The sequence below is a fragment of the Flavobacterium arundinis genome, from assembly GCF_038289855.1.
GTDB lineage: Bacteria > Bacteroidota > Bacteroidia > Flavobacteriales > Flavobacteriaceae > Flavobacterium > Flavobacterium arundinis.
In genome coordinates this window covers 222909-242229 of sequence record NZ_JBBYHR010000005.1, presented here as the reverse complement: position 1 = coordinate 242229, position 19321 = coordinate 222909, and the positions used below count along the sequence as shown (strand labels likewise).

At 43.5% G+C, this 19321-nt stretch carries 26 protein-coding genes; 7 read left to right on the top strand and 19 right to left on the bottom strand.

The genetic code is table 11. The features are described from left to right. Nucleotides 1–6 precede the first annotated feature (6 nt). From AAEO56_RS11160 to AAEO56_RS11130, 7 genes are all read left to right on the top strand, one after another. A complete protein-coding gene (locus tag AAEO56_RS11160) occupies nucleotides 7–1029 on the top strand; it encodes a hypothetical protein (protein ID WP_341697137.1) in 1023 nt (340 codons plus the stop codon). A 129-nt stretch (nucleotides 1030–1158) separates the two neighbouring features. After that, nucleotides 1159–1476, top strand: coding sequence for a hypothetical protein (locus AAEO56_RS11155; protein WP_341697136.1), 318 nt, complete (start codon nucleotides 1159–1161; stop codon nucleotides 1474–1476). 2 nt (nucleotides 1477–1478) lie between these two features. Next, nucleotides 1479–2420: a hypothetical protein gene (locus AAEO56_RS11150; RefSeq protein WP_341697135.1), complete on the top strand. Its 942-nt coding sequence runs from the start codon at nucleotides 1479–1481 to the stop codon at nucleotides 2418–2420. Between the two features lie 104 nt (nucleotides 2421–2524). Next, nucleotides 2525–3601, top strand: a complete 1077-nt coding sequence (locus tag AAEO56_RS11145) for an ankyrin repeat domain-containing protein (RefSeq protein WP_341697134.1) — start codon at nucleotides 2525–2527, stop codon at nucleotides 3599–3601. Nucleotides 3602–3680: 79 nt separating this feature from the next. Beyond that, nucleotides 3681–4229 (top strand): ankyrin repeat domain-containing protein, encoded by a 549-nt coding sequence (locus AAEO56_RS11140; protein WP_341697133.1) that lies wholly within the window; start codon nucleotides 3681–3683, stop codon nucleotides 4227–4229. A 4-nt stretch (nucleotides 4230–4233) separates the two neighbouring features. Beyond that, complete coding sequence (locus AAEO56_RS11135) at nucleotides 4234–4887, top strand: hypothetical protein (RefSeq protein WP_341697132.1); 654 nt, start codon at nucleotides 4234–4236, stop codon at nucleotides 4885–4887. A 30-nt stretch (nucleotides 4888–4917) separates the two neighbouring features. Further along, nucleotides 4918–6162 carry a WD40 repeat domain-containing protein gene (locus AAEO56_RS11130; protein ID WP_341697131.1) on the top strand — a complete coding sequence of 415 codons (1245 nt, stop codon included), beginning with the start codon at nucleotides 4918–4920 and terminating at the stop codon, nucleotides 6160–6162. Nucleotides 6163–6215: 53 nt separating this feature from the next. Here AAEO56_RS11130 and AAEO56_RS11125 read toward each other — a convergent pair whose 3' ends face one another. From AAEO56_RS11125 to AAEO56_RS11035, 19 genes are all read right to left on the bottom strand, one after another. Further along, on the bottom strand, nucleotides 6216–6605 hold the full coding sequence (locus tag AAEO56_RS11125) for a hypothetical protein (RefSeq protein ID WP_341697130.1): 390 nt from the start codon (nucleotides 6603–6605) through the stop codon (nucleotides 6216–6218). Between the two features lie 35 nt (nucleotides 6606–6640). Continuing rightward, entirely contained in the window at nucleotides 6641–7204 is a 564-nt protein-coding gene (locus AAEO56_RS11120) for a hypothetical protein (protein ID WP_341697129.1), read from the bottom strand. Nucleotides 7205–7207: 3 nt separating this feature from the next. Next, nucleotides 7208–7837: a hypothetical protein gene (locus AAEO56_RS11115; protein WP_341697128.1), complete on the bottom strand. Its 630-nt coding sequence runs from the start codon at nucleotides 7835–7837 to the stop codon at nucleotides 7208–7210. A 46-nt stretch (nucleotides 7838–7883) separates the two neighbouring features. Further along, nucleotides 7884–8246: a hypothetical protein gene (locus AAEO56_RS11110; RefSeq protein WP_341697127.1), complete on the bottom strand. Its 363-nt coding sequence runs from the start codon at nucleotides 8244–8246 to the stop codon at nucleotides 7884–7886. Between the two features lie 87 nt (nucleotides 8247–8333). Next, a complete protein-coding gene (locus AAEO56_RS11105; protein ID WP_341697126.1) occupies nucleotides 8334–9743 on the bottom strand; it encodes a hypothetical protein in 1410 nt (469 codons plus the stop codon). Between the two features lie 110 nt (nucleotides 9744–9853). Then, on the bottom strand, nucleotides 9854–10816 hold the full coding sequence (locus tag AAEO56_RS11100; RefSeq protein ID WP_341697125.1) for a WD40 repeat domain-containing protein: 963 nt from the start codon (nucleotides 10814–10816) through the stop codon (nucleotides 9854–9856). Between the two features lie 50 nt (nucleotides 10817–10866). After that, nucleotides 10867–11094, bottom strand: coding sequence for a hypothetical protein (locus tag AAEO56_RS11095; protein ID WP_341697124.1), 228 nt, complete (start codon nucleotides 11092–11094; stop codon nucleotides 10867–10869). Further along, nucleotides 11085–11768: a hypothetical protein gene (locus tag AAEO56_RS11090; RefSeq protein ID WP_341697123.1), complete on the bottom strand. Its 684-nt coding sequence runs from the start codon at nucleotides 11766–11768 to the stop codon at nucleotides 11085–11087. Before AAEO56_RS11090 ends, AAEO56_RS11095 begins: the two co-directional genes overlap by 10 nt. Before the next feature lie 17 nt (nucleotides 11769–11785). Beyond that, entirely contained in the window at nucleotides 11786–13021 is a 1236-nt protein-coding gene (locus AAEO56_RS11085; protein ID WP_341697122.1) for a hypothetical protein, read from the bottom strand. A gap of 118 nt (nucleotides 13022–13139) precedes the next feature. Then, entirely contained in the window at nucleotides 13140–14027 is an 888-nt protein-coding gene (locus AAEO56_RS11080; RefSeq protein WP_341697121.1) for a hypothetical protein, read from the bottom strand. A gap of 180 nt (nucleotides 14028–14207) precedes the next feature. Then, nucleotides 14208–14615 (bottom strand): 5-fold beta-flower protein, encoded by a 408-nt coding sequence (locus AAEO56_RS11075; protein ID WP_341697120.1) that lies wholly within the window; start codon nucleotides 14613–14615, stop codon nucleotides 14208–14210. A 62-nt stretch (nucleotides 14616–14677) separates the two neighbouring features. Continuing rightward, nucleotides 14678–15307: a hypothetical protein gene (locus AAEO56_RS11070; RefSeq protein ID WP_341697119.1), complete on the bottom strand. Its 630-nt coding sequence runs from the start codon at nucleotides 15305–15307 to the stop codon at nucleotides 14678–14680. Nucleotides 15308–15341: 34 nt separating this feature from the next. Next, nucleotides 15342–15836, bottom strand: a complete 495-nt coding sequence (locus AAEO56_RS11065; RefSeq protein WP_341697118.1) for a hypothetical protein — start codon at nucleotides 15834–15836, stop codon at nucleotides 15342–15344. Then, nucleotides 15826–16077, bottom strand: coding sequence for a hypothetical protein (locus AAEO56_RS11060; protein WP_341697117.1), 252 nt, complete (start codon nucleotides 16075–16077; stop codon nucleotides 15826–15828). Before AAEO56_RS11060 ends, AAEO56_RS11065 begins: the two co-directional genes overlap by 11 nt. A 16-nt stretch (nucleotides 16078–16093) precedes the next feature. Further along, the gene (locus tag AAEO56_RS11055) at nucleotides 16094–16522 is read right to left on the bottom strand and encodes a hypothetical protein (RefSeq protein WP_341697116.1); all 429 of its coding nucleotides are present in this window, start codon (nucleotides 16520–16522) and stop codon (nucleotides 16094–16096) included. Between the two features lie 207 nt (nucleotides 16523–16729). Beyond that, nucleotides 16730–17353: a hypothetical protein gene (locus tag AAEO56_RS11050; protein WP_341697115.1), complete on the bottom strand. Its 624-nt coding sequence runs from the start codon at nucleotides 17351–17353 to the stop codon at nucleotides 16730–16732. A gap of 12 nt (nucleotides 17354–17365) precedes the next feature. Continuing rightward, nucleotides 17366–17812: a hypothetical protein gene (locus AAEO56_RS11045; protein WP_341697114.1), complete on the bottom strand. Its 447-nt coding sequence runs from the start codon at nucleotides 17810–17812 to the stop codon at nucleotides 17366–17368. Then, nucleotides 17803–18075 carry a DUF6966 domain-containing protein gene (locus tag AAEO56_RS11040; protein ID WP_341697113.1) on the bottom strand — a complete coding sequence of 91 codons (273 nt, stop codon included), beginning with the start codon at nucleotides 18073–18075 and terminating at the stop codon, nucleotides 17803–17805. Before AAEO56_RS11040 ends, AAEO56_RS11045 begins: the two co-directional genes overlap by 10 nt. 3 nt (nucleotides 18076–18078) lie before the next feature. Next, nucleotides 18079–19092: a hypothetical protein gene (locus AAEO56_RS11035; protein ID WP_341697112.1), complete on the bottom strand. Its 1014-nt coding sequence runs from the start codon at nucleotides 19090–19092 to the stop codon at nucleotides 18079–18081. Nucleotides 19093–19321: the final 229 nt, after the last annotated feature.

Below are 19321 nucleotides of genomic sequence, written 5' to 3'. Positions count from 1 at the left end.
AAACTAATGGTTACAGTACTCGAACCCGGACTAAGCAAGGAACTACAGGCGGCAATTGATAAGGCCGATGTAGCCTCATTTACAAAATTGATGGACGAGCATCAGGTGCACGGCGCGTCTTTTTTATTTGCATCAGCACGTAAAAATGCATTCCCGCTGATCAACCGTGCCTTGTCGGGCGACTTTACCAATAAGAATTATGCCGAAAAGCTGGAAATAGCAAGGATGCTGCTGGACCGTGGTGCCGATCCTGATATGGGAGCACCGTACGGATTTTCGGCATTGGCCAATATATTGCATATCCATCAATTTCTTGGCGTGAGGAACCGTGTGGATTATGAGGTATACCTCTTTACAATGCTTTTTGCCTCAGAACTGGTTATTCGTTACGATGCCGACCTTAACCTTACATGGAAATCAAGAGACTATTTGCTTGATGATGTGATTTATTTATACGAAAGGTATTATGAAAAGCGTATTTCGGAGCTGGAGAAAGTTGCGTTTGAGATCATTGGGCACATGCTGAAGCGCGGCGCAAAGTGGAGCAGGAAAATTGATATGAAAGCTTTCCCTGAACTTACCGGGCTGCTGTTGGGCTACAGGAACAACCAATTGCAGGATAATGCCCCTAAGCTCCCGGACCCTCCTTTTAACACCCTTTTTGATGCGGAAACCGCTGCTGCCGGATGGAAAATATGGAATGAAAAACAATCACCGGCTTATGAAGGACTACATGCAGTGCGCCAGCTGCACTACCGCGCTTACCATCATGCCAACTGGGGATTTAACGAGGATGGTGTAAAGGCAATAGAGGTTCTTACCGGGTTGTTCGATATTATGGAAAAGGACAAACGCAAAACAGCGCTCGCCGACCTCAAAAAATTATCGATTCCTCAGAAAAACCTGTTGGATCTGAAGTCGGACTATGAAAAAGAGCTTTTTTATAAAAACAAAGAGATACTCCCTATGAAACCGGTATATGATGATACAGTGTACCAGCGGCTATACGCCATATTCCTGGTTAATTGATTCCGTTATGAAATAATTAACAAGTTTTTACTACAGGTATTGTGCTGAAAGTAATTATTAATATATTAGCAGGTTCACCCTCTCAGGCAACTTTAAAAATCTATTTATAACCTTAAAATAATTTAAAAAATGAATGCATTTAAAAAAATCTCAGCCATGGTGCTGTTTGCCGTAATGGCTTCTCAGGCAGTAAGTGCCGCAACAACTGAAACGCCGGTAACTGTAACTGCTGTTGGCGGCTACTTCGACGTTTACCTTATCAACAACTGTTCTAAAGAGATCGAGGTGCGCGTGCGTGCGGACGGTTCTTCTTCTACATCGAAATACAAAGCAGGAGAAAAAGTGAAAGTACCTGTAAAAGCAGGCTACGAGGTGTATGTGGATGGCAAATTGTTCAAAAAATTCGAGGATTCAGATAGCGGAAAAGAAATTAAACTTTGTAAATAATTATGGGATTTTTTGACAAGATAAAGAGCATGGTGGGCGTCACCGGTGTAAAACTGGAATTTTTGTATGTAGAGAATCCATGGGCATACTTCGACCCGATGATCAAGGCAACAGTAAACGTTAAGTCGGGTAAAGATCCCGTGACTGTAATAGGTGTTAAAGGTACCTTCTACGCCAAGCGCACCGTTAACAATGTTGAGGAGAAGATCGAGTTGGGAACTGAGACCAGGACTGCCGATAGGTGTGCCACAACAGAGCGCAACGGTGAATGGGTAAAGGAATTCCCCTGCACGGTAGAAGGCGGCGGTGAGGTTTCTTACGGTTACTGGGTTAAAGATATGGACGTGCCCGCAGCGTTGTCTGAATGGGGCGGTGATACCCCCGAGAATGCACAAAGGAATGGTATTACATTTTTCCTGGAATGCGAAGTGGACATTAAGGAAACGCTCGATCTCTTCGACCCATCCATTACGCAGGAGATAACCGTTTACGACAATGGCCGCAGAGAGGAGCCTGAATATGAAGAAGAAGTTGAAGAAGAGGCTAACCCAAGTATTTACAATACCGTTATAGCACTGGAAGGTAAGGATGATAATACCGAATTTACGCCCGGGCAAAGGGAGCTCATCCTTTCCGGAAACCATGATGATGTAGAATTTGAGCTTGAAGGGATGGAAGTGTATGCTATTTACAGCCTTGGCCAGATGGACAGGAAAGTGGTGCGCATGACCGATGACCTTTTTGGCACGACCAGGGTGGGCCTTTTCAGGATCAACCACATCAACGGTCACAGGGACCTAGATTTCAACAACCCGGACAACTGGAGGAGTATACACATCGATTCCCTTTCCTTTACCTTTTCCAGGCCAAACGAATGGGGTAGCGAAGCTACGAAGTACGAAAGCTTATCGCACATTAAGAATATTGCACTACTGAAGCAATAAGCTAACAGATAATACCTAAAACGCCCTTTAAAAACGGGCGTTTTTACATAATATCATACATGGCCGGACTTTAACGGTATAAGTACCACCCAATTTAACGATAAATGGCAAAAAAAAGAAAAACCCTGCCAACAGACTTTTCAGACATCCTGAAGAGAGGAGATATGGAGGAGATAATTGGTGTATTTGACAAATGCGAAATTGATGCACGTGGCGGCTATGGCAAACAGACAGCCCTGGCTTTTACGGAATGCCCGCACGAATTAGCCAAATGGCTGGTTGAAAAAGGGTTGGATATTGAAGCGGTTAACCAATATGACTACACCCCGCTGCAGCACCGTTCAGAATATAATATTGCCAACATTAAAAGCCTTCTTGAGCTTGGCGCTGATATAAGTATCAATAATAAAAATGGTACACCCCTGCATTGTGCGGCAAAGAACCATGCTGTTGAAAATGTAAGAATATTATTGGAGCACGGCGCAAAAGCTGATGCGTTAACATCTTACCCATTCAGCTATGGGTCGGATGAAAGCGACTCTTCACCTTTAGAGTTCACCCTGTTCTTTTGCCGTAATATCGACATCGTGAATACGGTTGAAATTGCAAAGATACTACTGAATGCAGGTGCCGCGAAAACAGAGAAGATGAAAGGGCTGGTGACTAAAATCGGGACAGAATTTGAGTTTCATCGTCCTAGATTTAATGCCGATCATGTACAGGAATTTAGTGATGCGCTGGATGAGCTTTATAGCCTTTTTGAGGTAACGCCAGTACCCAGGCGGGTTTTGCATGACGGTAAATCACCTATAACTGTCAAGGCAGAAACGTGGCAAAAGCAGCACAATGAGCTATGGGAACTGCTGGTCCCGTCGAGTGGCCCCGCGCAAACGATGCAGGGCGAGGTGACCCGCATTTCGGGACGTATTCTGGACGAACTGGAAGGCAATGGCGGAATAAACTGGGATGATGATTACAAAGTTATGGCAGATGCTTTTTTAGGGTTCGTGCAACAGGGCAAGCCATTATCTGCTGAAGATATCAGCGAATTGTCCAGAATCGTCAGCGAGGTAAAACGAAAAACAGACAAGAATACCAGAAGGCTGGCTGAACTTGGCGTGAAATGGGTTCTTGCTAATCCAACGCCTGTAACACTTCCCGCGGTAAAGTATGACCGTTAAACTAAAAATTGTCGCTAATAGCGGCAAATATTAAGGCCAAAAATATGGCGCAATAGGATTAACCTAAAATTTAAACAACATGAACATAGCTATGGATAATGCAGCCTCAGGAAACAGGCTTGAAGATGTTAAAACACTTTATAACGAAAACGACTTGCTGTGTGAAGCAATTGCCCTTGCGTCACAAAACGGCCATATGGAAACGCTTGAATACCTGTTGACACTTAATACAACAAAGGAAGACAGGGATAAAGGCCTTGCCGAAGGGCTTTTTTACGCCAGCCAAAACGGGTATCTGGCAGTGGTTGAATTGTTGCTGGCCGAGAAGGCACCCCTTAAACGCCCCGGACACGGCAACACAAGGACAGCGCTTCATGCCGCGGCAGGCGGAGGGCGTAATGCAGTTGTTGTAAAGCTCATTGATGCAGGGATTAAAGTGGATGTGCTGAACGCGGACAAGTGTTCCCCATTGTTTGATGCCGTAGGATCAAAGCGCGTAGAAGCTGTAAAGCTGCTGCTTGAAAGGGGTGCCGACCCGGACCGTAAGGGCCGCTTTGGCGTGACACCAAAAACACTGGCATTGCAAACGGGCAACGAAGAGATCATCGCCCTGCTAAATGATAAATAAGTGTATGGACATACAAAAAACAGCATCAAATTTCCCGAATGGGGAGCTGCCGGAATTACTGGTGAAATTCTATGAATTTCCCAAAACACTGGAATTTCCCGACCCTAAAACAGAACGTTTCATCAATACAAGTACTCCGGAGGAGTGGAAACAAAACCTTGAGGCGGTAATCAACAGTAATGTGATGAATGAATTTATCCCGTTTTATTTCAACGGTATACATGAAACCTATTGTTTTTGGAACAGCATTGAAGGCAAAGACCTGGCAAACCAGCCCGTAGTAGGAATTTCGAAGCAGGGGACACATTCTGTGGTTGCGGCAAACCTGCATGACTTCTTCAGTGTCCATTGCCTTGCGCTGGTCATTAAGATTAGTTTTATCTTAGCCGATAATGCGCATAGCTTAAAAATGGGTTGGGAATCGTATATGACAGACCCTTATACTTTTTTCAATAAAGAACGGTGCGAACGCATCAGCAAGGATTACTCGAAAAATCATCCCGATTTCCTGCCTTTCCGGAAATGGATGGCTGACGAAATGGGCATCATTCCCACTGAAGATCCTGTAGGGATTATGGTTGATGCGTACAATAATTTTCCAAACCTAATAGAATACATCCGTTCGAAGAATGGGTTTGTGGTTGAGCCGGCAAACTGATGTATATTAAATAATTAATACAAACAAAATATGGATTTACATTCAGATATACAAAAAGAATGGAATGAAAAAGGCGCGGCCTACGGGACGGGCATTAACGAAATGGTAGCCTTTGGCGAAACACACGGCTGGGACAAATGGGAAGGTGAAGAGCCGGTGGATGAACGCGAACACCTGGCTGACGAAGTAGTGCGCCTGCTGCACGAAGCGAATGAATCTGGTACGGTAGCGGCCTTTCGCGAGGCATTCCCTCCGTCGGACAGCCCGCTACTGGCCTACATTAAAAACAATCAGCAGAATATTGAGTTGTTCAGTTTTATCGGCGATGAAAAAATAATCTTTTTTGTAAGGGCCTATAACCAGGAGCCGCAGGGATATATCCTTGATGGTGACAAACTCATGGAACTGGATCCTTCTGTAAAGGCAGTGGGCAAATCAAAGCAGGGCAATGTATTTGCTGTACTTACAGATGGTGTACTCACCACAGTGCAGGGATGGGACGGAGAGGTAATCGCCACTTTTACGCTCGATGCACTCAAAGAATCAACAATGACACAGCTATTGCCTTTCAACGATGGCAAAACGGTAGTGCTTGTAGCTCCTGAGGGGATTTATCTTTTGTCCGCCGAAGGTGAAAAACTCATCCACCCGGAACCGGATGAAGATGAGGAACTGGAAGAGGATGAGGAACCGGGCATCAGCCTGTCAATGGAAAATGCCGATATATCCAATGACAACCGCTATATCGTAGTGGCCGACCAGGACGGTTCGCATCGGGTATTAAACGCATCGGGTGAGCAGATCGGCGAGATAGGGCCAGAATCAAGCTATCCCCATTTTTGCCTTTTTGCTTCGAATGACGACCAGCTCATTACCAATTCATGCCATTTTTATAACGGGGTCACCATAGGTGTAGCTACCTCAAATCTGGAGACCTATCAGGACAGCGAAGATTATGTGGATATTGACGAAAGCATGAGGGTATATGCCGGTGTAGCGGCCGATGGTTATTACATCCTGGGTGACGCCAACGGCTACATAAAGGCGTTCGACAAACAGGGTAAAAATCTTTGGCGCCACTTCCTTGGCTCGACCATCAATGGGATGTGCCTTTCAGACGATGGCAAAACGCTATGGGTGGGCAGCTACTCGGGCATGGTACACAAGCTGAGGCTGGGCGCAGGACATCGGGATACCCATACCATAGGCAACGGCAACCATTATGAAGACTTCAGGATAATATTCCGAAAAGGGAAACCTGCATTGTTTTGGTAGAAATAAAGCTGTCTCAAAAGTCCTGAATAAAACCTTTTGAGACAGCTTTTTTATTACACAATATACTCGTCATCTATTTCCCAGCCTTTCATTATAAGCCCCTTTTGCGTCCCTCCGAACCATGTCCTGCCAATCTGCAATTCCCATTCAAACGCACCGTCAAAATTTTCGGGCAGTATAATGCCGTGGATCTCTACCGGCAACTTCCAACCTTCGTAAGGGGGGTTGTTGATAAATCGCTGCATCTCTTCCCTGTGAAAATCAAATATGTCTTCGCGGGCATATTCTATATAACCTTCAAGATGTTCTGTCATCAGTTCGTACAGGAAGTCAACCTGCCCCGGAGTGAGCTTGGTTAATTTGATCTTATTTTCTAGCCCACCGTGTTTGTTCAGCTGCTTGTTTAGCGGCGAAAGATTGGCTTTTACGTAGTCGCGTTTCATGGTATCCATAGTCGTTTATTCTTTAAGCCTTGCTACTAACACTGAAATAGGAACTTCGCTGTCCTTCCTTCTTTACAGTCAAATAAATATCCGGAGCCGCCACCGAAATTCATAGCTGTTTTATGGTCGGGCCCTTCTTCCAGTTGGGCCACAAACCTCATTTTTTTATTGCAGCAGCTACATTTTGGCGTTTCATCCCCCTGCAGCCAGGAAGGTTCGCCGTAAAGTTGCCCTAATACCTGCCTTCTGTTCCCTTCCCAGTTTTCCCTTGCCGTCTCATAGTCCTCTTCATCCGTTTCGATGATTTTGACACCATATTCTGTTGCCCTGAGTGCAACTTCAGCGTTTTCGGGACTATAAAACTCAATGTTTTCAGCATCTACGATAACAACCGGGCTATCTCCCCAATCATCACAGTTGTACATAAATATCAGTTCGTAGCCTATATCGGTTTTAATTTTTCCCTGGTATTGCAATTCCGCCCCGCACGAACATCCGGGCCATAACGGTACAGTTCCTGCTTCTTTCACGGGAAGCCCGCCAAAACTGGTGTCGTCAATGATATTTTCAGAAGGTTCGTTTATCAATAATTGTATCATGGTTTATTTTTTAATGCCCACCCAGTTCCTGTCGAGGTCGCTGTAGGGGTATATTTTTATCATTTTTAGCATCTCTACAAATCCCTTGTGGCCAAAGTTCTCCACGGTAACCAGCTCTTCCTCGAATATTTCAAGGCAAAGCAACAGGTGGTGCCTGCTCTTTCCGATCTTAAATTCCTTGTACACATCAAAAATGATATACCTTGGCTTGCCGTCACTTCCTTTTATCTGGCATATCTCATAGGGGTTGAATGCCTTTTCCTGCGCTGCTCCTGCGATCTGAGTGAACGTTTCGCAGATACGCCTTTCCATTATATTGAATGGCGTGGGAGGATCCAGGTTAATGTCGTTGAACGGCTGCTTTGTAAAAGCCACCAATTCGTAGGTTCCTTTTTTGTTGGGTTTGGGTCCTTTGCCATCGGTACCGATGAGTTCCATGGTAGTAAAGCCGGTACCTCCGATGTGGTTCGGGAAATAATGCATATCCACCGATCCTATCTTCATTCCGGCAATTACCCCGAAAGGTATCATGGCATGGCCTATAACATCTGCCGAAGGGCCTAAAATATTTTCCAATGCCTCCTGCTTCAGGTTGTAATGTGCAATGTATTGTTCGTCGTTGTTATCTGTCATCTCTATGTCTATTATCTATTATCTTCCTGTCTCTCATCTCCTCTCCTTACTCAATTACCAGCCTTACCCTTGTAACGCCTTTTTCATCATCATATTCTTCATTATAAACCCTCTTGCCTATGATTATACTAATTGCTTCTTTCACATTATTAAGGTTTCCTCCCAGTTCAAGGGTTACGTCTTTCGAAGTATTGTAGCGCTCCTCATCAATAAAATCGGATACATGCAGGTAAAATTTATCCAGTATGTCTTCCAAAGGATATTGTGAATCCTCCTCGTCTTCAAGTTCGTAGCTAAGTGCGAATACATAGTGGTCCTCTTCGATGTCTTTATAAATGTTGCCTTCTATAAGTTCAAAATTTGAGTTGCCGTCATATTTGTCGAGTTCGGCTAATTTGATATTTTTCATACTATTAGGTTTATTTTGTTTAACGGGCTTTTATCCCCATTCATTCTCTCTTTACAATTATATTTGTGCGATATCCTCCAGTGTAAGCTAAGTACACTGAAAAAACTGGCGTACCAATCTTGTCTTAGGGGAGAAAAACAAGTAATATGTGCCAAAGACACTACCGGCATAAAGCTTGCAAACAAACGCAAGCGTGTCGCCATTTTCATCCTTAAACACCGGTAAAGTGTAATCGGTTATATAATCATTATCCCAAAGCTCCTCATTACTGTCATCAACATAAGACAGGTCTTCATCCCATTCTCCCTCTTCATCCGTCTTTTCCCTTTCAAAAGTTCCCTGATCCCATGAAGGGTCGGTGCCCACACAGATACACAAACTATTTATATGATTACTCTTATTGTCTGTTTTATCAACCACAAAATAGGCAGGCTTCGTAGCCATTTCATCAAAATCACTATCCATTTCGGCAATTGCCCCCTTTATATATTCTTCAGTGATCTCACTCACCGGTGTACCGTCGAGGCCAATAACCTCATACTTATTGCCGGCCATCAGCCTGAAATCAATATAATCGCTAAAAATCGGGGTGATGACAAAGTGAAAATCAAGTCCATTATATTCCTTTTTAATAAAGTGGCCCGGTACAGTATATTTTGGCAAAATCACCTTCCGTTCAAAAAGTGCTGCATTTTCCAATACCGCTGCCGGATCGTCTAATTCCTTAACTGCTGCTGCAAATTCATTCGGGTCTTTTGTTTCTTTTAAGCTAATGTATTTTCTTACCCGCCCGTGCCATTGAAAAATTTGGCGTATCAACCTGGTTTTAGGAGAAAAAAACAAGTAATAAGTACCTGTTAAGCTACTGGAAACCAACCTTCCTACAAATTCAAGAACATCACCATTCTCATCTTGTAGTATAGGCAGGCTAAAATCTGTTCTGTAACCGTCCGATTCTGTTTTATAGGCATCGTGATCGTAACTATAATCATTCCCGCTCTCAAACTCTTCAAATTCCTCATTCTCTTCCTCGGTAGCTTCTCTAAGGTAGGTGTTCTTAAACCATTTTATTTTACCAATGATTAACCGGGTATCGTTATTGTAAGGGCTTTCATTTTCGGTGAGCGACTGATATTCCGGTATATCTTTAGCACCTTCAAAATTATCTTCCATTCCCTTTACGCACTCTTTAAGGAATTCTTCGGAGAATTCCTCAACAGGTTTGCCGTCAAAACTTAGAAGCTCATATTTATTATCGGCAGTCAGCCTAAAGTCGGCATACTCCAAAAAAGAAGGTATCGCGATATAGTGAAAAGCCAGACCGTTGTATTCTTCTTTGATTAAATGTCCGGGGAAAGTATATCTTGGCAAGATAATTTTCTGATCAAAATACTGCGTGTTAGTCATTACCTCTGCGGGATCGGGATAGTTTATCGCAGTTTTATCTGTCGAAGCGGTATCATCGCTTTTATTGAAAACAAGATGTTTAATGTCCATTTCTTAATAACATATTTAAATTAATTTTTTCCTCCCCATTTGTTACAGACAAAATTGCAGGTGAAAATGTTGTTTTTAAAACTATTTTTTTAAATTCTTATTCTTAGCTGTTATTCTCCGCTGATTTTAAATATTAAAACTTTATCCGGCTTTTTCCATGTGCAATAAATATATTTTTCGTCTGCTGATACTGCATGGCGGCCGTTCCATCTTTCATATTTATCGCTTTGCCAGACAATGTTTCCTGAGACCGGGTCAACGATCAGTACCATGCTTTTATCTTCTCTTTGGAAAAACAGGCTCAACAGCAAATTGCCGCTTTTCATGACGGTTACCTGGTTTACCGAATATTTTTCGAATGGAAGTGCCAGCATTGGCTGTATCAGTTCTCCTGTAGCCGACCGGATCGCGTATATTTCAGCCGGGCCACCCAATAGCGAAGACATTCCCATATACACGATATTGTCATCGTTGGAAAAAGCTACCGATTGTGCCGAAGATCTTCCCGATCCATGATCCCACATAAGATTCCCTGTAGCCAGCTCAAACATTTTCACGTTCCCGTAATTCTGGCTTATCACCAGCCAAAGGCCGTTGTGAGATATATCTATTCCATCGGTACGATCTTTGAGCGGCCATTTTTCTTTCAGCTCACCTGTTTCCATATCCCATTTCCTTATAAAATGGTCTGAAGGTGCGTAAAGCTCACCACCGACAGTCCACAAATGCCGGCCATCGTGGTCGGGAATGCAGTTTTGCGGGTCCTGTTTAACTTTTGCAAAGCTGGCTAGTTTTTTCAGGGTTGGCAGTCCATCTTTTGGGGAAGGTGACAGGTCGAAAACAGAGGTGCTTTTTCCTCCTGCCACAAGTCTGCTGCTGTCTGTGGTAAACTTTAATATGTTTGGAAAAGAAGTCGCGAGGTGCACGGTTTTCGCCAATTCAAAAGTTGCGGCATCATAAAGCCTTAGTTTTTTATCAAAAGAAGTTACCGCAAGCCATTTTCCGTCCGCAGATGCATCAATCCGCAGGGGGGCCTCAATACCGGTTATTTCAGTGTGCTTTGTATAGCTCATTATCTTAGATTTGGTTATGCCATTAAACGGCGGGCAGTGCCGTATGGTCTTTATTTAGGTATTTTCAGGGTGTCCGGTGGATTGGCCCTGTCTATATACTCCCCGCAATCCCAAAGCGAAGCCCCATTTGAAGGAGGGATGTCCTTATCCTTATCTTCAAATGGGTTTTGGCTTTCCTCAGCTGCTATGGCTGGCTGTTTTTCGTCTGGCCTTTTTCCGCAAGAACTTACTAAGGCATAAGTAATAAGCAGCATCGAAAACGGATATCTTAAAAACATATTTTTACTTCTTTATCTAAAACCTCCTCATAATCTTCAAGATAATCAGGGTCTTCGGTTATTAATGGAAGAATGTGTTCTCTTATATCCGCGACATTGTTGATATCAAACGTGTTGCCCTCCCAGTCCAGCGTTGCCTTGATTCCCTCATCAACCGCACGTTTAAGCTGCCGTAGCATATCCATAGCTGTAAGGAACAGGCTTAATGCACCCATTGCTTCCAGATATACCATTTGGCCTATATCCTTTTTACTCCAGACAATTGGCTCAGGGCTGAATTCTAAAAATTGGGCCACAACTTTGTGGGGCAGGTTCGCATGGATACTATTCGTCTCTGCAAAAGGCTTCAATTTATGAAAAGACCGCTGGTTGGTATTCCAAAAAGAATCAGGCAGCAATAGCAGCTCTTTAAGTATATCCTGCTGTGTTACCGTCCTTTCATCGTATTTAAAGCTATGGCCGTAAAAGCCATTCACCTCCATTTCCCTGATAGCCAACAGGGCGGCGATGTCAGTATAACAGCGCCGCCTTAGCAGGTAAAGCAGGTCAGATGTGGTAATATCAGCAATTTTCTTTTGAGCAATAGCACGCGTAGGTGCCCCGGTACCAAATAGATACTGACTCAGTTCGTTAATTGCATAATTATCAATATCCTCTATTTTTATCTCATCCATTTGCAAAACCGTTAGTATTAGCTTTCACCCCCATATTGCTCAAGGAACTTCGCCATCTCACCCGATTCGGCAATGTCCTCAAACTCTTCCAGCTTCGTTTCCAGATCGCCCGCATCCAATCCCTCCGCACTGAACTCATACTTTAATACAAAGTAGTTGTCTACATATACAATCTCGCCTGCGCCGTCGGCAAACATGGTAAGTTGCTGCATAGCCTCCCATACTTCATCCCCATCGGCATTGTAATCTTCGGCGCCCAGGTAGCGGTACAGAACGATCTCTTCATCCTTCCACCCGTACTGAAACGATATGCCGTCTTTTTTCCACGCCCACCAGCCCGGCTGGGTTTCAATGTCCAGTTCCGCAATGTCTTCCCCGTATTTCTTTTGGAATACCTCAGCCAGAGCCATACCGGCAGTATCTTTTTCATCGGCAATTGCTGCATAATAAGGGTTTGGCAACGCAACAGATACTTTCCGTTTGTGTTTTTTATCGTCAGCGCCGGTGATTTCCAGTTCAAAGAAATAATCAAATTTTTCATACTCACCATGGCTGTAGCTGCCAAGTCCCTTCACCTGGTCCAGCAGGTTTTTAGAAAGTTCCACCGTGATCTCGTGCCCTTTGGCCCTCGGATTTACCTCAACCGACACGTTTTCCTTTCGCCATTCATGCATCAGCTGTGCAGTAACATCAAACTTTTTAATGGATAGGTCTGAAAGTACCGTAAGCACAAAATGCCCTGTCTCATCAAGGAAATCGAACATATCTCCCCCGGCATATTGCGGCGATATGGTTATTGTAAAATCATCCTGTTTTGGCGCTTCCTGCATTCCGTCGGGCAGTATCTCCGGCATTTCAAACTGCGGTTCATCCCACTCCGGCCAGTCTTCCCGCTTTACACCTAAGAGCGGGTTCTTTACCCGCACGGTATGCTTTGCTTCAAGTTCATTTACCGGCTTTTCGGCTGTTTTTATTTTCGTATTGATATGAAAGGTAAGGTACTCGTCATCGGGAGAATCGGCGAATGCCTGTTTCATCACTTTGTGAAATGCCGACCCAATGCCCACATCGCGGGTGTTGGACGGCGTTCCCGAGCCCATGCAGGTATGTTCGGCCGGATTGTTTACCAGTGTTACGGTGCTGGCCATGTCCCCGAGCAGGCAGCCGGAAGAAGCCTCCATATAAAGCCTGCTCTCATCGAACATCTCCTCCTTGTAAAATCGTATCTCAAATGGTTTATTGGTTGTATCCATAGTATGTTTTTATTTTTAACGTGAATTGTATATTAGACGTTGCAATGCAACGCCTCTACATTGTATCAACTCTTTAATGGATTATGACTAAAAATCGTTGCAGATCGAGCACAACTTTTTATTCTCCTATTAATGCGTTCAATCGTTCCGAGATGGCTTCGGGAAGTTCTTCCCTATAGTCCTCATCGGCATATTGGTTCCCTTTTTCCTCATAGCCCAAAGCAATTACCGAATCAATATCCGTATGCCTGTTGTTCTTCAGCAGCGTTTCGAGGTTGCTGTAGTCCTGGGTTTCCACCATTTTTTCAAGTTCGGGGTGTACTGTGTTCCTGTCGGAAAAGTACAGCTCCTCAGAGCGGCATTCTACCGAGAAGAATGTAGAAAGTGCATATTCCATGTAGATTACAAAGTCGCAGGCATGCGGCTCGTCATACGAAGCGCTGTGATCAGTGCCAAAAGCAATGGAATGATTGCCATTTCTTAGTATGATACAGGCATCGTTGTAATAGTTGAAGCCGTCAAAATAGTTGAACAGTGCACCATCGGCCTCTTCCGATTCACCCAGCGAAGTTTCCTGCGGGTCGCCATACAGGTCAAAGCCAATCGAATCTGCCAGGCCTTCTATGGGCAGGATCGATATCCATCCCTCTTTATAGTCATCATCGTCTTTTGCTATCGGGAATTTTCCGCCGGGATCTATAGCTTCCGTTTCAGGGAAAATTACCGAATGCCACGACACGTGCAGGCCATTGCTGATTTTGTAAAAAGCCTTTATATACGCATTGAAGGCAAATGGCTCTTCCGGCGCATCGGTTTCGTTGTTTTCGCTGTTATCTGCCTGCTCTTCGTAAATTTTTGCTTCGGCTTCGGCTATCTCCTCACCGGTTGCGCCGGGATATTTAATGAAGTTGACCCTGCTTACCAGGTCATGGTTTTGTAATGCCACAATTGCTTTTTCAAGCCTGCTGAAGTAGCTTTCAGCCCATTCCTGTGCTTTAGTGCTCATAAATTTTTATAGTGGTTGGTTGTAATTTGAACTATCCGTTTGTACCTGTTTAAATTTAAAATATTGTCGGCTTTGTTGTCGCTTCGAGCGCAGTTGAGAAGCAAAAACAAAAGTAAATGCCGTATTTCGACTGCGCTCAATATGACATTTACGTTTTGTTTTTACAAATTTAAACGGTTACTAAAATTTAAAGAAAAAGAATGCTACGGCAGCCCATTCCTTTTTTACGCCCCTGGCATAACCAATAGTACTGTGGCTGGAATTTTCAACCGTTCCATCGTCTTTGATGTAACCGATGGTGCTGTGGCTGCTGTTCTCTACTGTACCGTTGCTTTTAACGTACCCAACGGTAGAGTGGCTGCCATTCTCTATAGTGCCGTCGCTTTTAATGTAGCCTATGGTGCTGTGGCTGCTATTCTCTATCGTTCCGTTGCTTTTAATGTAGCCCTTAGTAGAGTGGCTGCTGTTCTCGATAGTCCCGTCACTTTTAATGTAGCCAGCTGTGCTGTGGCTGCCCGATTCGATAGTTTGTCCGTTCATTAAAGCTGTGCCTCCAAGGGCAATAAGGATTACTAATAATTTTTTCATTTTTATTTATTTTATTGGTTTATTTTTTTATTTTCTCAAGACCTGTTCCCGGGGTTCGCCTCTTATTTGAAGGCAATGTCATCTAAGACATCAGGGCCCATATTGCCGTAATGTAATACCGGTATTATCTTATCATGGATTATATCATACATTTTACGGATGTTGCCAATAGTCTCGCTTTTTGTAATACTAAGCACGGGAATTGACTTAAAATTTGCCTTCGCAATAGATTTCAGCATAAAGGGCTGGCCCTTGATCAGGGCATTATAATCCTTAAAGGTCAATCGCATGAAAGGGCTTTCGGGCGGGCCCAGCAGCTCGGCCTTTTGGATGTTACTCCAGGGAACGAAAGCATTACGAAGCATTTGCTGGTTAATGAATATACCGTCAGCGGTTACCCCGAATGATGGCTGTTTCAGGTCATGCTTAAAACGGATGTAAATATAAAAAAGGGCAAATGCGATGGCGAAAAAGCTGCCATAACCAAACACGCTTGCCGGCCATCCGACTTCGGTTTGTACCCACATACCCTTTACCCTCACCATGGCCTCCCGGGTATGATCCCAAAAGAACAGCCTCGAAATTGCGGCAGGTATAGCGCATATCAGTGTAAGCACCATTATATTCCGGAGGGATTTGTTCTGCCTTTCCCGGTTGTGGGCAGCCGATTCGATAAAATTCAGATTTTTCATTTATAACAAGTTATATGGATTTTATTTGTTTGTATTATTCGTATATCCTGCCCATTTCGAGAAGGTGTCCTAAAAAGCCCCAATCCAGGACCTCATAATCGTTTTCATCGCTACCGCCATCAACGCAGCATCTTGCCCCACATTCTAAATTGCCCATCGGGTCAAAATTATACCATCGTTCGCCGGTTTCAGAATCGATACCAAAACTTTTATACGGATCATCCAGTTGTTTTCCTTTCATTTTATGGAGATCCGATATCTGGAATTGGATAACGGCTACGGCATAATCAAAACCGCTTGCATTGGAATCTTCTTTTGGGGCCTCTTTTATTTTCAGCCATTCGGCATTAAATTCAGCCGGTTCCGCTGTAAAAGCATCCTGTAAAATTTGCAGGAACAGTTCGGCAGGAACATCTTCCCTTGATTTTTCTTTCTCAACAAGCTTCAGAAGCGAAAGCAAATAGGTTTCGAGGCTTACATCAGTAGATTGTAAATCGCATATACGGTCATATAGATCTTTATCTGTCATTTTTGTTATTATTATCAATTATTTTTCCCAATAGCTTAGCGATGTCGTTATTCTTCCTAATAGTATTAGCGATTCTCCACTCGTCACCATCGAATTTTGACAGCACGATCATGTTCTCGTCGTTGAGGGCAAAGGTGTAGTAAATCATGTCGTCACTCTTATCTACGTTCCCGTAGACTTTTATCTCATGAGTTTCCCCACCTATAGTGATGCTTGTTATAAATGATGGTTTCTGTATCATGTACTTGATTTTAAAATTAAAGCAGAACTTCCTCCGTTAAAAAATCCACTGTGATCTTTACAGGCCGGCCTATTGGCTGTAATCGTAACAGGTCTTCATCGTCATCCAGGGCGGAAAGGAACTCCTCTTCAGACGTTGCGTTTCCCAAAACGACCCATGGATGCCCGAATTCGGTTTCCATATAATAAATATCCAATCCTCTCTTTCCGCTTGCGGCATACAGCGCCTCACCTACAGGGGAGTTTTGCAGTTCGCCGATAAGCTCAAAACCATCGGGGCTGATATGTTTTAACATCCGGCTACGATTGTTTTGTTCGGCAGTTCCAGCCGCATCCTCCTCGCTTTGGGAAGCGTTCGAAAAAGCAGGCCGTTCCGTTCGCAGCAGGTAATATTTATCCTCATCCTGAAGCTTATAGATACTGTATATTTGCAATTCTGCTGCCATTTCAAAAATATTATGTAACTGTTTAAAATTTATTTTACCACATAGAAACATAGCATTTGTAATTCTTTATTAATCCTAAGTGGAGATAGCTAACATAGTGAAGCGTAGCTTCAGGCTCTGTGTAACTCAATTCCACACTATATCCGTCATCTAAAAGCTATGCTTCTATGTGGTTAAAAATTAATCTTTGCAAAATTTAAACAGTTACTATACTTTATCGTAGTAATGATACGCTTTTTTCAGGTTGTATTTTTGCCTCACCCCTGCAGACCAAAGAAGGTATTCCTCCACAAAGCCATTGTAATTGCTGGGGATGCCCTTTGTCCAGTACATATCGCCATGCGCGAGAAGCATTGCCCAGTGATAATCCAGTTCCCCTGTATAAAACATTACGTGGCTTAACGTACGCGGAACGTATGCCACAAACGAATCCATTACCTTTTCATCTGCCTCCTCATAGCTCATGTGGGCATAAGCTACCATAATGTGCTTTATAAATTCGCAGAATGAAAAATGGTTAAATACCACTCCGGTGTCCTCATCCTCAAAGCGCATACCGTCGGTTACCGGCTCTTTTATTTTTTTCTCCCAAACCTTTAGCCCGGGCGGGCACCATCCGGTTACAATATCATATATATCGTAGGCCCTGTCCTGTAAATCTTCGTCGCCCGAAAAAATCCCGGCCAGTTCTTCCGCCAGGCTTTTTGCTGTTTCCTGCTCCCCGCCAGCGTTTTTATATCCCGATAAAATAGCTGAGACTTCTTCCGTGCGGCAATCCCCCTGCTCAATATGCAGCTTAAGTATTTCAAAAAGTTCCCGGTCTGTCATCATAAGTATTTACTTCTACCTTTTTAAATTCTCATCATAATAAGGGACTACATCAAATATTTCCCTTGCCTTAAAAATGTCTTTATTGGTCACGAACAACCTGTACACACGATCTTCCGGGCCGGCATAGTACGGGATGTCATTCTGAATCGTTTTTATCCCGGCAGCTTCCAGTTTCTCCTTATGTGCATTAAATATATCAAACGAGCGCGTAAAGGCGATAATGTGCCAATGCTCTATTTTCATGATATAGTTGTAATAGTACCGTATCGCTTCGTCTTTATCTGCTGTGGAAAACAGGGTCTTCTCTGCCCGCCCGCGCTCAAAATAGCGCACTTCCCATTTGCCATCGTTCAGTCCCAGCTGCTCCACGTCGTCGTCGCTTTGCTGCCCAATGCCTTCAATGCAAAACCGGTTGCAGCCTTCCGCTACCAGTTTGTCGTGCAATTCTTTTAAGTCCATTTTTCTGCAATCTTGTTATAAAGCCCATTCCTGAGCGCGTTCAGCTCGTTGTTCTCTTCCACGCAAAGCACCCCGCCTTTATACAGCACCAGGTCATTAAACGACCCCGCACCACCATAAATACTGATGATCTTCCTGTAAACCGATACGTTTTCGGAGACTTCAAGTTCAGCGATCAGTCCCCTAAAGCCATTGGACCAGTTGGATTCCCCAACCTCGCACAACAGTTCGTATATCCTTATGCAATATTCTTTAACGCCCATAATTTAATTGAATCCTTCCTCCCACGAAAACATAGTGTCATTCATAATATTTTCCAGGTACTCGGTAATTATCTTATGGTAGGACTCATAGTAACCCAATTCCTTTATCCTGAAATAATTGTTGAACAATGCGTCAAAATCGATATAAAAAAGTTTTTCAACCAGTGATTTTGTCGAATACCATTTACCTGTTGCTGCGTTTACATAGCAGATAACCGGCGGCCCCATATAACCCCATCGTGACCCGTAATTATCAAAATTAAACAGCAACTTCGAATATTCATTCTCATAGACGATCTCCTGAGTGTCTGAGGATTTTAATTTGAAATGATGCTTTGTAAAGAAAGCGCCGAAAATCTTTTCAATTTCAATAAGTTCTTTTTCAGGGCTTGACTTAATATCCATTTTTGAAAACACCTTATCTATTAGCTTTTTGTCTACCATTTTTGTCATCCTGTTAGCTACTATCAAGTCGCAATAATTGAAGGCTACAGGACTGTCTGTATCCGTCACCATATAGTCAAAGCCATATTGGAAACGGTCGTCTATAATTGGGGCATCTACTCCGCATTCCTGCAATTTTGCTGCAACCGCCCGCTGCATCGCTCCTTCGGCTATAGCCGAGTAAAGCAGGTGATTGATGTCCTGCTGTATGCCGTCATATTCGCCAACCTCTTCATATATTTCCTCATACAGGCGGAATATCGCCTTTGCTGTTTCCCTGAACTTTTCAGATTTGCAGGTACGATATTCCAGCAGGCTGTAATATTCCCAGTCGCCCGGGCTGTACATCAGGGCGCGGTCTTCATTATAGGGGTCCATACTCAGGTAATCCGACTGCTGGCGGAATGAGATAGCAGCATACGTTTGATAAGCGCTTGGGATAATATCAAATGAAATACCGTCTATAGTTTCCAATGCCGTAATTTCATCTCTGTGCAATTCGAAGAGGTCAACCAGAGCTTCTTCAAGCATTGGTGCAATTTGTGCTATTTTCTTAGCTATATAATGCGGCATATAATTTAGTCTGTATTTAAACTTTATTTACATAGGGAACCCATAGCTATTCCCCAACAAAGGCTAAATGTAAATTATAATTTTAACATAGCCTTACAAAATGAAAATTTGTAGGCATTTGCAATTGTTTCGTAATACAATGGCGAAAATTCGTGGATGTCTATACATGAATTAAAATAGAATTCCATCCCGGCTCTGCCTTACCTGATGAGCCTAATTACAAAGCTAC